The organism is Mariniradius sediminis, from assembly GCF_021491425.1.
Lineage (GTDB): Bacteria > Bacteroidota > Bacteroidia > Cytophagales > Cyclobacteriaceae > Mariniradius > Mariniradius saccharolyticus.
This window is the reverse complement of sequence record NZ_JAKEVZ010000008.1, coordinates 78057-91035: the sequence shown is the minus strand read 5'-3', so window position 1 is coordinate 91035 and position 12979 is coordinate 78057. Positions and strand designations below refer to the sequence as shown.

The window sequence follows — 12979 nt, the reverse complement described above, 5'->3', positions numbered from 1 at the left end:
CACTCCCTCCCATAGCGCAATGATTGTGTGAAGCAAATCGGCGGCGGCAATTTCAAATACGACCGTTTACAACAGAAAAGATGAAAAATACCTCAAACAGAGGAAAAGTCAATTGAGAAAAATATAATGAATGGACTTCAAAATTCACACGACAACAATTTACAACTGTTCACTTGAAAGAGCATTTAGGGCACCAATACTTTGCGATGTAACTAAAGTACACACAGGATTCGGGCTTATGCCTGCCGTTACCAAGACAACAAATGACGAGAACTGGGGGAAGGTCGGTTCAATAAAGAATATTTATGCCGCAAGATCATTAACCTTTAAGGGTGGTGAAGTTTCGACCGACGAAGTAATTGAGCGGATTGAAAATGAATACTGGAAAGTAGAAGTTGGAAATTTTAAGTCATGGATGTTGAACATTTGGAAATTCACATTTGAGTGGACGACAACTGAAATCAAGCCTAACAAAATACAAATCAACTACGACTACACCATTCACGGAAAAGGGATTTTATTTATTCCTTTTCAGTGGCTTTTCGCAAACGCATTTTACAAAATGTACATGAAACAGGTGTTGGAGAATGTACGAAAAATGGCGGAAGGAAACGAACCATTTTTATACGAATAAAAGGAAAAAACTGTAACTGATCAGATAGATGGTTTCGCCAACCGTTAAGTCAGTGAGGAGCGTCCCCGCCTGCTGCCGGGCAGGTCTCACATCACTGCCGATAGCTAACGGCATACGGTTTTCGTATACAGCCGCTCTCTTTTAGATCCGATCACTGTCGGATGCGATTCAAGGTAATAGGAAAGCATGGACTCGTAGCCTCAAGACGCTTTCAAAAATCCCAAAACTTAGTCTAACAAAACCATTGACTTCCAAGTTTAAAATGCCTAGTTTGCGTTCATGAAAAAGTATCTGTTGGCGTTAGTGTTGGTTATGCTGGTCTTCTCGGGTTATTCCAAAGATCCTGAGGGGAAAACGTTTTTGCTTATCTTCAACAAAAGTGAACTGAAGCAGTATCAAACCAGTACCGATTACATCGAATTGAGTTTGATGAATATTTTCACCACCAAATCTTTTTCAGGAAATTCCGATGCGGCAATCCTCGTACAAGTGCCTTATGAAGGCATCGATCGTTGCCAACTCGGGGATTTGTTTGTCCGCATCAACCAACACCGTACCGCTTCCCTCAACGAGATCGCCTTCCAAATCATCGACTTGGACGAGTCCAAATCCACTTTTCAGTCGCTTTTGGCATCCTACGAGGCACGCAATGCCAAAACCAAAAAGCCCAACAAAGCGCTTAAGGCAAATCCAAATCCTTGAGGTGCTCCCCGCAATTGTATTTTTCGATCCGGAAAAATCCCAATTCCGACTGATTCAAGACGTATAGTCCAAGGTTACGGTGTAAAAATGTATCCATGTGCCTGAGGTCATAACCCAAAAGCAAGCTCAACAGTACCCGCATTGCACGGCCATGCATGCAGATCAGGATCGTTCGTTCGGGCTGGCGGAGGATATGGTCAATGCCTTTCCTTAGTCTTTTTGCCACCAATACGGGACTCTCCCCGCCTTCAATGGCATAGTCCAAATCGCCTGAAGCCCATCGCTCAAGCATATCCGTATAGTAGTTGTTTTCCTCAGGCGTCATCGGCACACCTTCATAGCGGCCCCAGGAAATCTCATTCAATTCGGGTACGGCCTCATGCGGGATTCCGAGATCCAAAAAACCCTGCACCGACTGCTTGGTGCGCTGCAGGCCGGTGTAAAACACTTTCTCAAAGGGCACGTTTTTGTACGCTTCAAAAAAAGCCCTCGCCTGCTTGTGACCATTCCAATTGAGCGGGGCGTCGATACCACTGCCTTGCACGACACCCTTGAGGTTGTAATCCGTCTGTCCATGGCGGACGAGGTAGATTTTTTTACTTAGCAAGTTTCTTTATTTTTGTTTCGAAGCCCAAATAAACGCAATTATCCCTTCATACATGATATTTCCCCCGGACTTAAGCTTGGATTCCCTCAACCAAATGGGGAAAAACACGATGACGGATTTTTTGGATATTCGATTTACGCAGATTGGAGAGGACTTTTTGGAGGCGACCATGCCCGTCACGGACAAAACCAAACAGCCGCTCGGACTGTTACACGGTGGTGCCAATGTCGTCCTGGCCGAAACCCTGGGTAGCGTGGCGGCTACCCTGACCGTGGATACCAGCAGGCAGCATTGTGTAGGATTGGAAATCAACGCCAATCACCTCAAGTCCGTCCGGGATGGGCTGGTTCGCGGCGTGACCAAGCCGATCCATTTGGGGAAGAAAACGCAGGTTTGGGAAATAAAAATCTACAATAGCCACGATGAACTCACCTGCATCAGCAGGATCACCATGGCCATTATTGACAAAAAATAAGATGCAGGAAACCACACTGGCAAAACTGGAAGGACTCGAGCATTACCTCGCCAATTTATTGGCCTATTGGATGGAAATGGGTGGCCAAATCGCTATTTGGCGGAAGCCCAAATCCAATTTCCTCCAAGTTCTGATCGACAAATCGGGACAGTTGAAAAGGGTACCCCTCAACCTCGAGGAGCTTCCTGCGGGATTTGTTGTGCATCCGTTTGAAGACCAAGCCGACCGGATGGCCTTTTTCATGGAGGCAAGCGAATATTTCAAAGTGGACCTAGGGCAGTCGATCGAAAGCCAATTGGAGGAATTGGAACCACTGCCTTTGATGCTCCCTACCCCAGAGGCAGTGCAAAAGATCAGGCATCTTTTTGTAAAAGTTGATCATACCGAGGAAGGGAAAACAGGTGTCGGCATGGAAAAGCCGGCATTCCTTGATTTGGTGAAAAAAGGAATCGCGTCGATCGAAAGCGGACAACTGAGCAAAATCGTTCCCGCCCGGCGTAAGACCCTGCCGCTCGAAGCCTCCTTTGACCTTGCAGCGGCCTTTAAAAACCTGCTTTCCTCCTACCCCAACGCCTTTATTAATTTCTTCCACCTACCGGGAGTCGGTACTTGGCTGGGTGCTTCACCCGAGGTATTGATCCAGACCAAGGGTGATACCTTTTATACCATGTCGCTGGCCGGCACGCAAAAAGCAAAGGGTGACAATCCCATCAAAAATGCCGCTTGGACCCAAAAGGAAATCGAGGAACAGGCCTTGGTCAGTAGGTACATCGTGGATTGTTTCAAAAAAATACGTCTTCGGGAATACGACGAACACGGTCCAAAGACGGTCGTTGCCGGAAACCTACTGCACCTGCGCTCAGACTTTAGGGTCGACATGAAAGCGACGAATTTCCCCCAACTCGGTTCCGTGATGCTCCAACTCCTTCACCCGACTTCCGCGGTATGCGGCATGCCGAGACAAGCAGCGTTGGAGTTTCTAAAGGAAAATGAGTCTTTTGACCGATCGCTCTTCGCGGGCTTCATCGGACCTGTCAATGTGGAAGGGGAAACTTCCATTTTTGTCAACCTGCGCACCGCAAGGCTGACCGAGAACGCGGCTTGGCTATATGCCGGCGCGGGCGTGACGGAAGACTCGGACCCCGAGTCCGAATGGGAAGAAACCGAAATGAAATGTGATATCATCGGCAACCACCTCAAAAACCAACGGCCTTGATCCTACAGCCTATCGTTGACTTGGTGAGCCTTTGTGCCAAAAAGGGCATCAGACATGCCATTCTTTCGCCCGGATCGCGCTGTGCGCCCATCACTTTGGCTTTTGCGAGACATCCGGAAATCCACACCAAAACCATCTCCGACGAAAGGTCAGCCGCATTCATTGCCCTGGGCATGGCGCAACAGCTTGGACAACCCGTAGCGCTGGTCTGCACTTCAGGTTCCGCTGCTTACAACTACGCTCCAGCGGTTGCCGAGGCCTATTTCCAACAGATTCCCTTACTTATCCTGACCGCCGACAGACCACCCGAATGGATCGACCAATGGGACGGCCAAACCATCCGCCAAACCGAGATCTATGGGAAGCATGTAAAGGGATTCTTCCAGTTTCCCGATGAGTTTGGTCACGCGGACAAAGTTTGGCATGCCAATCGGATCGTGAATGAAGCGATCAATCTTGCGGCGGATTTCCCGGCAGGACCGGTACATATCAACATTCCCCTGAGGGAACCATTCTATCCGGAAAAAGAAGAGCGCTTTGACTTTGATAAAGACCTGCAGGTTATCAATCAAGTCAAAGGAAGGCCGACACTCTCAACGGATCAAAAGAAAGTGATCGAACAGGAGTTGCTGATATATCGAAAAATCCTCATCGTACCGGGGCAGCAGTTTCCGGATTTAGCATTGCGGCAGATCTTGGATCAAATCGCCGCCAATCACCAGGCTGTTGTGGTCACAGATAGCATCAGCAACCTACAGTCTTCCCGTACGATTTGCCTGCATGACCATTATGTTGGGAATTCGGAATTGAAAAATTCACTTCACCCGGACCTGATTATTTCCTTTGGCAAATCGATCATATCCAAGAGTTTGAAGCTTTTTCTGCGAAACTCGGAAGCTGCCCATTGGCACATCCAGCCAGCGGGCTATGTACCGGACACTTACCAACATCTGGAGAAAACGATATCCTGTGATGCTTTGGATTTCCTCCAGCTTATCGGGCAAACAGTCCAATCGAACCTGGACTTTGCAAAACATTGGACATCCCTGGAAGAAAAAGTCCGCAAGCACCTACCTGCAACGATCCACGGGGCAGATTTTGGCGAATACAAAGCTTTGCAAACTGTTTTGGCAAAAATACCAGCAGCCAGCAAAATCCATGTAGCCAACAGTATGGCCGTGCGGTATTTGAATTTTTTGGGAAAAATCGACCCCGAAGTCTATAGCAACCGCGGCACGAGTGGCATCGACGGCAGCAGCAGCACGGCGGTCGGTTGTGCTTTTGTCTCCGATGGTTTTGTCACCTTGATCACCGGGGATATGGCCTTTTTCTACGATCGCAACGCCTATTGGCACAATTACCCTATGCCCAACCTCCGCATCATTCTGCTGAATAACCATGCGGGTGGGATTTTCCGCCTGATCGATGGCCCGGCCCGGCAGCCGGAGTTGGAGGAATATTTCGAAACCCGGCAACCGCTTGACGGAAAATCCTTGGCAGCGGAATTCGGCTTTGGCTACCACGCAGCGGCCGACCAAGAATCGCTGGAATCAGGACTGAACAATTTCTACGAAAAAAGCGAGCGGCCCAAAATCCTCGAAATCCTGTCCGAAAGTCCAAAAAACGCCGAGGTGCTGAAATGGGTCAAGGCGCAGATTGCTGCGGTATTGAAATAAAAAACGGCTGCCAAGTTATTGACAGCCGAATGGGAATTTTTTCAATTGGAAGAAAGTCGCCAATATCCGATTTCCTCAGTTTTTGCAAATCAAAGCACCTGCGCTTTTCCGACGAGGGCCATGGACTCCGTGCTGGCTTGCCCCTTGTATTCAGAATGCAGGACTACAAGCAGGAAAACCTCAAAGACCGTCAGCAGTACCAATCCCGGTATCGCGAACACGACAGTCAGGAAACTCACGCCCGTCATCAAGCCGATGACGCCGGTCATCAGGTACAATTTGCTCCTCTCCCGCGCCATGAGTAGGAAACCCGTGGCAAAAAGCACATACAGCGAACCAGCGACTATCGAACGAAAAATAAGGCCGGAATAAATATCCGACCCATTCCAATAGGTCAGGATATCATCGACGATAAAGATACCTGTGGCACCTATCATCAATATAGAAACCAGTTTGATCAAAATATTGCCATGCGCTTGCCCTAGCTTGAAGAATCCTGAGGTAAACATGATAAATAGGACCAATACCCCCATTTTGACGGAGGTATAGAGCATTCCGAAACCAGTTTCAATAGAACGCCCTTCCGTCACCAAGGCCATGTCAAGGACGGATTCCACGATGGCAAAAATCAAATAAATGATACCCGTGACAAAAGAAAACCGCAACCAGGCGCGCAGTTGATCAGGCTTTGCGGGCTCATCGCCATCCAATTTGAGTTCCTTCACTTCTTCCGATTTCACCTCCAATACCTCCAAAATCGCCTTTACCGTATAGGGACGCGGTGCTACCTCCCCTGCCTCGATGCGCTGAATGGTCCGCACGTTGATGTTGCAGCGCTCGACCAATTCCTCCTGTGTCATGCCTTTGGCCTTTCTCCATTCCTGGATCTTCTGGCCCAATTGTGGTTGTTTCATTGTTAAGATCGTTTGTTTGACCATGGCAATTTGGAGGGAAATGATTGAAACACTCACGCAATTTAAGCGGATTTGACCCGACATTTGCACGGCATTTGGGAAAATGAGGGAGAAGAAGGGTGATATGTGATATGAGATGTGAGATTTGTAATTTGGGGTATGAGATATGGGATTTTAGTTTCGGCCCTGAAATCCAGAAAAGACAGGTGAAGAAATCGAGATCGTACTAACTAAAGCGGATTCCCGATTTCTTTTCGGAAAACATCCCCAAAAAAGACCAACCTAATCCAACTCAAAAGAAAAACCATATCCGAGCACGCGGCGGATTTTGGTATCGAGCGTCCAAAGCAAGAGCCCATTTTTCCTTACCGCATTGACAATCACCGCATCTATCAAGCCGACACCCTGATTGACATAATTCTCCCTTTGCGAAATCAAACCTGAGTCAATGACAATGAAAGGTTCATCCAAACTCGGAACAAGGGACGAAAATGCCAAAATGGTCTCGATCTCCCTTTCTCCTCTTGCCCCCTGCAGCAGCTCCGCAAAAATCAGTTCAAGACCGTAAACCCTACCATTTTCCAAAAGTTCTTGGCAGGTTCCAAAAAAATCGGGATTGCCACGGAGGTATTCAATCCATACCGAGGTATCCAAGACTACACCTCTCATCTTCTGTTCAGATCACGAAGTTCCTGGGCCGAATACTTGAACTCCAAGGGCTCGTTCAAAATATTTGAACCAAGCTTCTTGATCTTTTGCGACCTGATGTAGGAAACTAGGGCAATCTTCAAAGCCTCCGTCACAGATGAAGCCTGAGAAAGTTCGATCGTTTCTTGCACCAAATCATCCGGGATAATCGCAGTAACTTTCATGTTATCAATTTTTTACAAAAATACGATCATATATCGTATAATAAAACAAAATTCGTTGTCCTACGAAGTAGGGTCAATTTCCGAGTTTGAGAATTGCCAAGGATGAAGGCAAAACGAACTGGCTATCTGTCACTATCCGACAATCAATTCCAAGGCTTTTCCCAAAGCTGGATTCCGGTTGCCCCTTTTCCAAACGGCATAGAGCTCAGTTTTTTGGCGAATATTTCCGAGTTCGACAAATTTCACTTTCAAGTCATAGCCCTCCTTCAGTGAACTCGGCACAATCGCCACGCCCAAACCCGCCTCCACCAGCTTGAATATCGTCAGGGCATGGACGGACTTGTGGGTGATCCGGGGCGAAAAGCCCCTATCCTCACAGATGGACATGATTTTGTCGTAGTAGACTGAGGAGTAGTCTTGGGAAAAGAGGATGAAGTTTTCGTCCTTCAACTGGCCGATATGCTTGAACTTTTCCGCCTCTATCGGGTGCCCAAGTGGGAGGACGAGCGAAAAGGTGTCCTGCTGCACCATTTTCATCTGAAGCGTATCCGGCACCCGTGCCAAGCGGACAAATCCCAAATCGAGCTTGTCCTTTTCGAGCATTTCGACTTGGCTGGCATTGCTCAGTTCTTCGAGATTGGTGCGGATGCCGGGAAAGGTTTGCGAGATCTTCACCAACAGCTCCGGCAAGATGGTATGCGCTGCCGAACCTAGGAATCCGATCCGAAGCTCGCCCACATTCCCGGCGGCGATTTCCCGGAGTTGGGACTTGGTGAGTTGGAGGTGGTTGAAGATGTAATCGACCTCGGATTTGAGGTACATGCCTGCGGCGGTCAGTTCGACATGCCTTTTGGTCCGCTCAAAAAGCAGCACGCCGAGGATTTCCTCCATCTGCTTGATTTGACGGCTGAGTCCCGGTTGGGAAATGAAAAGGCGATCCGCTGCCCGCCCGAAGTTCAGTTCTTCGGCTACCGCACGGAAGTATTCGAGGTGTCGGAGTTCGATGTTCAAGCACTGATGTGTTTATTGCCACGAAGATGCTAAAGCTTGAAAGTAGTTGGCAGTCGCAGTTGGCAGAGAGCCATTCGTCCATTCGTGGCCTTTTCCCAATAATTCCACAACATTAGACAATGGTGCTGTTGCACAATGGTTTCTACTTCAATAATCAAAAGTAATCAATACATTAGAACGCGGGCATACTATGGTATATGTATTCGAATCCCCTTGAATAAAATACCCTAGCTGCCTTTTCTCGAAGGAACGGGAATTTAACCGTCCCTGAAAGAATTCATCTCACCTATTTGAACCCAATGCGATTCCGTTCGGAATACCCCGGGCGTATCAACTCCTCAATTATTTGGTAAATATTTCTGATATGTTCGTTGTGCTCGCTTTGGTTTTGGCTGAGCTCTTCGATCCTTTTGACCAAGCCCTCATAGTTTGTTGCCCATTGTCGCATTTTTACGAATACCCGCATGATCGAAATATTGACCTGGATGGCAGTGGGGCTGTTCAAAACCGAGGACAGCATGGCGACACCTTGCTCGGTAAACACATAGGGAAGGTACTTCCGGTGTCGTCCCCTGCCATCTTCTAAGGTCACAATTTGTGACCTTAAAAAATCCCGTCCTTTTTGTTCCTCAAATTCCGCCTTCAAACCCTCCCACTCCTCGACCGTAAGCTGAAACATGAAGTCCTCCGGAAACCTATCCAAATTCCGCTTCACTGCCTGATTGAGCACTTTTGTTTCCACACCATACATTTCAGCCAAATCACTGTCCATCATGGTTTTTTGATTCCTGACCACATGTATGGCTCTTGAAATCCGCTCTTGTAATATCAATTCCTGTGAATGTTTCATCGCTCTTTAGGTTAGAGGGCGCTATCTGTCACATCTCGCCCCGAAAGAATAAAGACAATCTACCAAGCACGGCGTTGGATACAAAATTCACGGCCCGAGTTAAACGTTTAAATCGCTTTTAATAATCAATAGTAATTACTATCTGATCTTTTTGATATTTATAAGTATGAATTATTGAACCTAAATTTGTCCATAATCCAAATCACCCATTTCTCGATTGGGGCTTTGTGAGAAAAAAGAAACAATGAAAAACACCTTCCAATACGGCCAAGAACACCTGACTGCCTCCATTGCCCTCGGCATTGCTAACGGTGAAATCAAAGGTGTCTTATCCCCGGAAACCCGCGCGCAGGTCAAAAAATCAGCAGCAGCGGTGCAAGAGATCGTCGCCAACGGAAACCCGGTCTATGGCATCAACACGGGATTTGGTCCCCTATGCACCACGCTCATCTCCCCTGATCAGACACAAAAACTCCAAGAAAACCTACTCAAAAGCCATGCGGTGGGCATCGGCGAGCCGATCCCAATCGACATTGCCAAATTGATGCTGGTACTGAAGCTACATGCGCTGGCAAAAGGATATTCCGGGATTAGGGAAAGTACGCTCGATCGGATTCTCTGGCATATCGACCACAATATCATCCCCGTCGTCCCCAAACAAGGTTCGGTGGGTGCTTCGGGTGACTTGGCACCCCTTTCCCATTTGTTCCTGCCCTTGATTGGCTTGGGACGGGTCCATTTCAAAGGGGAAATCATGTCGACCACCAAGGCCTTTCAACTGTTGGACATCGAGCCCATCAGTCTGGGTCCCAAGGAAGGCCTGGCCTTGATCAACGGAACCCAATTCATAGCTGCCTTTGGCGTCAAGGTTGTGGAGCGTTTTTACAATATCCTTGCCCATGCGGATATCACAGGCGCGATGATGCTGGAAGGGCTTTTGGGCTCGGTGAAACCTTTTTCCGCAGAACTCCACCAACTCAGACCTTACGCCGGCAACCAGCATGTGGCCCAAACGATCCAAAACCTGCTGCATGAATCGGAAATCGTGCATTCCCATGCTGCCTGTGCGCGCGTCCAAGACCCTTATTCTCTACGCTGCATGCCACAAGTGCACGGTGCTTCCCGAAATGCTTGGCTGCACCTGAAGCAGATGCTCGAAGTAGAAATCAACTCCGTGACGGACAATCCTGTCGTGTTTGACGAAAATCATACCATCAGCGGGGGAAACTTCCATGGACAGCCGATTGCCGTGCCTTTGGATTATGCCTGCCTGGCAGCTTCGGAAATCGGCAATATCTCTGACCGAAGGATTTACCTTTCCCTGGAAGGTGATACGCCCGGGGTGCCAAAGCTGCTCTTGAAAGAAACGGGGCTGAATTCGGGATTTATGATTCCGCAGTATACCTCGGCTGCCTTGGCGAGTGAAAACAAAGGACTCTGCTTTCCTTCTTCGGCAGACAGCATTCCGACATCGCTCGGTCAGGAAGATCATGTGAGTATGGGCAGCATCGGCGCCCGAAAAGCCCTCCAGGTCATCGAAAACGTGGAGAAAATCCTCGGCATCGAGCTGTTCTGCGCGGCGCAGGCGGTGGATTTCCATGCTCCACTTAAGTCGGGGAAGATCATGACAGCCCTTTACGAACATGTCCGCACCAAAATCAAACATGTCACCGAAGACCAAATCATGTACGAGGATATGGAAACGGCCATCGAGATCATCCGTAGCGGGGAATTGCTAACTTTAGCCAAAGAAGTGGCCGCGAAGGCAGGTTTGGCACTGGATACGAGGTGGTCGGAGGAGTTTGATAGGTTCTAGATTGAATTGCCAAAAAGACACTAAGAAGGAAGAAAAAAAATAATGTTGCAGTGTCTTTCTAGCCTAAAAATCCTTAGGTCTTTCTGAAAAGACTAAGGCCGCTGCCAATCTGACTTTGTCCCAAAAACTTATTCATGCATTTGTGGCATTATGATGAAAACCATCCAATACACCTTTATTGGCCCAATCCGGCAAGTACTCACCATGGCAAACCTGACGCTGAAGGGTGCACTTCGAGATGAAGATTTGGAAATCATCCAAGAGGCTGGAATCCTCCTGAAAAACGACAAAATCCACCAAATCGGCAGCTATTGGGATATTTTCCCAGAGGCTCAGTCCATTGGAGCGGAGATGGTCAACCTCAAGGCCGACTTTGTAGCGATGCCGGGAATGGTGGATTGCCATACGCATATCTGCTTTGCCGGCTCAAGGGCACAGGATTACGCCATGCGCAACGCGGGAAAATCTTACCTCGAGATCGCCAAATCGGGCGGCGGTATTTGGGAAAGCGTAACCCAGACACGAAAAGCGAGCTTGGAAAAACTCGCCCAGTTGACCGCCCAGCGCGCCAACAGGCACCTGAAGGATGGCATTACGACGATCGAGGTGAAGAGCGGCTACGGACTGTCTGTGGAAGAGGAATTGAAAATGCTGAGGGCCATCCAGCTTGCAGGCGAAAGCACGGAGGCAGACCTGATTGCTACCTGCCTGGCCGCACATATCCGACCGAGGGATTTTGAGGGAAACCAGCGGGAATACCTCAAAAATATCTCCGATGAACTCTTTCCCATCCTAAAATCTGAAAACCTTACAAACCGCGTGGATGCCTTTATAGAGGACACAGCCTTCAGTGCCGAGGATATCCAAAATTATTTTGAAAAAGCCAAGGATTTGGGCTTTGACATTACGATCCATGCGGATCAGTTTCATGTGGGCGGGTCGCAGGTGGCAATGGATTTCGGGGCCATGTCGGCAGATCATTTGGAGGCAAGTACGGGAAAAGAAATTGCCTTGCTGGCCAATTCCGATACGATTCCCGTGGCATTGCCCGGCGCATCTTTGGGACTGGGGGTAGGCTTCACGCCCGCGCGGAAACTCCTCGATGCAGGTGCTTCCCTGGCTATCGGATCCGATTGGAATCCGGGTTCCGCGCCCATGGGTGATTTGCTGATGCAGGCAAGCGTGTTGGGGACCTTCCAAAAACTCAGCAATGCAGAGGTCTTGGCTGGAATCACCTTCCGGGCGGCAGCGGCTTTGGGACTTCAGGATCGCGGAGTCCTGGCTTTCGGACAACTCGCGGACTTTATCCTTTTCCCAACCGCCGACTACAGAGAGATCACCTACCAGCAAGGCAGGCTTAAGCCCTCGATCGTTTGGAAAAGGGGGGAAAGAGTCTGAAAATGATCAAATGAAGATAAAAAGGGAAAAATTAAGTAAATTATGCGAATGAAAACCTTGGAAATTCCGCTTGATTCAATCCAAACGCTCTGCGATAAACACCACGTGGAGAAACTTTATCTTTTTGGTTCGGCCGCAAAAGGAACAATGACGGAAGGCTCCGATGTGGATCTTTTGGTCAAATTCAAGGAAATGAAAACCACCGAATACTTCGAAAATTTCCTTGTGCTAAAAAATGAACTACAAGGGGTTTTTGGACGCAAGATCGACTTAGTCGAGTTACAAACCCTTAAAAATCCAGTTCTGATCGATTCCATCAACCAATCGAAAGAATTGATCTATGGATAAAAAAATAGAGAAATGGCTCTACGATGTCCAATTCGCGATAGCGGAAATCAACGGGTTTCTTAGCGAAGAAAATGTGACATCTGCTCAGGAATATCGAGACAAGTTGATGCTCAAAAGAGCAATCGAGCGGAATCTCGAAATCATTGGTGAAGCGGTCAATCGAATCCTGAAACGGGATGCTGAATTCTTGGGATATTTGCCCGAAGCCGTTTCCATTATCGGATTGCGAAACCAAATCATCCATGCCTACGATGGTATTTCGGACGAAATGATCTGGTCAATTCTTTCATACCATCTACCCAAGCCGGAAATACAACTTAAGAAACTGATTGGAAAATAGCCCCTCAATTACGATTTAAGATGCAATTCAATCTTCTATCCCGTTGCTTTTTTCTGGTTATTCACCAAAAAAATATCGCCCGAAACACCACTCCTCCAATCCAGGTAACTAATAACTCAA

General features: G+C 48.1%; 15 protein-coding genes. 9 read left to right on the top strand and 6 right to left on the bottom strand.

The genetic code is table 11. The annotated features are described in order from the left end of the window. Window positions 1-130: 130 nt before the first annotated feature. Both L0U89_RS11610 and L0U89_RS11605 read left to right on the top strand, forming a co-directional pair. Complete coding sequence (locus tag L0U89_RS11610) at window positions 131-634, top strand: hypothetical protein (RefSeq protein ID WP_234861675.1); 504 nt, start codon at window positions 131-133, stop codon at window positions 632-634. 279 nt (window positions 635-913) lie between these two features. Continuing rightward, on the top strand, window positions 914-1336 hold the full coding sequence (locus tag L0U89_RS11605) for a hypothetical protein (protein WP_234861674.1): 423 nt from the start codon (window positions 914-916) through the stop codon (window positions 1334-1336). Here L0U89_RS11605 and L0U89_RS11600 read toward each other — a convergent pair. After that, complete coding sequence (locus L0U89_RS11600; RefSeq protein WP_234861673.1) at window positions 1314-1943, bottom strand: histidine phosphatase family protein; 630 nt, start codon at window positions 1941-1943, stop codon at window positions 1314-1316. The two genes, L0U89_RS11605 and L0U89_RS11600, sit on opposite strands and share 23 nt — an antisense overlap. A gap of 52 nt (window positions 1944-1995) precedes the next feature. On the opposite strand from L0U89_RS11600, the gene L0U89_RS11595 reads away from it, so the two are divergent. The 3 genes from L0U89_RS11595 to menD are packed head-to-tail and all read left to right on the top strand — an operon-like array spanning window position 1996 to window position 5310. Next, entirely contained in the window at window positions 1996-2418 is a 423-nt protein-coding gene (locus L0U89_RS11595; RefSeq protein WP_234861672.1) for a hotdog fold thioesterase, read from the top strand. A gap of 1 nt (window position 2419) precedes the next feature. Then, window positions 2420-3634: a chorismate-binding protein gene (locus tag L0U89_RS11590; RefSeq protein WP_234861671.1), complete on the top strand. Its 1215-nt coding sequence runs from the start codon at window positions 2420-2422 to the stop codon at window positions 3632-3634. After that, window positions 3631-5310, top strand: a complete 1680-nt coding sequence (gene menD / locus L0U89_RS11585) for a 2-succinyl-5-enolpyruvyl-6-hydroxy-3-cyclohexene-1-carboxylic-acid synthase (protein ID WP_234861670.1) — start codon at window positions 3631-3633, stop codon at window positions 5308-5310. The genes L0U89_RS11590 and menD overlap by 4 nt, the downstream gene beginning before the upstream one ends. Before the next feature lie 89 nt (window positions 5311-5399). Here the strand turns inward: menD and L0U89_RS11580 are convergent, their stop codons facing one another. From L0U89_RS11580 to L0U89_RS11560, 5 genes are all read right to left on the bottom strand, one after another. Continuing rightward, a complete protein-coding gene (locus L0U89_RS11580; RefSeq protein ID WP_234861669.1) occupies window positions 5400-6224 on the bottom strand; it encodes a helix-turn-helix domain-containing protein in 825 nt (274 codons plus the stop codon). Between the two features lie 282 nt (window positions 6225-6506). Next, window positions 6507-6893 carry a PIN domain-containing protein gene (locus tag L0U89_RS11575; RefSeq protein ID WP_234861668.1) on the bottom strand — a complete coding sequence of 129 codons (387 nt, stop codon included), beginning with the start codon at window positions 6891-6893 and terminating at the stop codon, window positions 6507-6509. Then, on the bottom strand, window positions 6890-7096 hold the full coding sequence (locus L0U89_RS11570) for a DUF2191 domain-containing protein (protein ID WP_234861667.1): 207 nt from the start codon (window positions 7094-7096) through the stop codon (window positions 6890-6892). Before L0U89_RS11570 ends, L0U89_RS11575 begins: the two co-directional genes overlap by 4 nt. 132 nt (window positions 7097-7228) lie before the next feature. Further along, window positions 7229-8107 carry a LysR family transcriptional regulator gene (locus tag L0U89_RS11565; protein WP_234861666.1) on the bottom strand — a complete coding sequence of 293 codons (879 nt, stop codon included), beginning with the start codon at window positions 8105-8107 and terminating at the stop codon, window positions 7229-7231. 286 nt (window positions 8108-8393) lie between these two features. Then, on the bottom strand, window positions 8394-8957 hold the full coding sequence (locus L0U89_RS11560) for an ORF6N domain-containing protein (protein WP_234861665.1): 564 nt from the start codon (window positions 8955-8957) through the stop codon (window positions 8394-8396). Between the two features lie 244 nt (window positions 8958-9201). Here L0U89_RS11560 and hutH point away from each other — a divergent pair, with 244 nt between their 5' ends. The 4 genes from hutH (at window position 9202) to L0U89_RS11540 (ending at window position 12859) form a co-directional block, all read left to right on the top strand. Beyond that, complete coding sequence (hutH, locus tag L0U89_RS11555; RefSeq protein WP_234861664.1) at window positions 9202-10773, top strand: histidine ammonia-lyase; 1572 nt, start codon at window positions 9202-9204, stop codon at window positions 10771-10773. Window positions 10774-10926: 153 nt separating this feature from the next. Beyond that, window positions 10927-12171, top strand: a complete 1245-nt coding sequence (gene hutI / locus L0U89_RS11550) for an imidazolonepropionase (protein WP_234861801.1) — start codon at window positions 10927-10929, stop codon at window positions 12169-12171. 48 nt (window positions 12172-12219) lie between these two features. Beyond that, window positions 12220-12519, top strand: coding sequence for a nucleotidyltransferase family protein (locus L0U89_RS11545; protein WP_234861663.1), 300 nt, complete (start codon window positions 12220-12222; stop codon window positions 12517-12519). Further along, on the top strand, window positions 12512-12859 hold the full coding sequence (locus tag L0U89_RS11540; RefSeq protein WP_234861662.1) for a HepT-like ribonuclease domain-containing protein: 348 nt from the start codon (window positions 12512-12514) through the stop codon (window positions 12857-12859). Before L0U89_RS11545 ends, L0U89_RS11540 begins: the two co-directional genes overlap by 8 nt. Window positions 12860-12979: the final 120 nt, after the last annotated feature.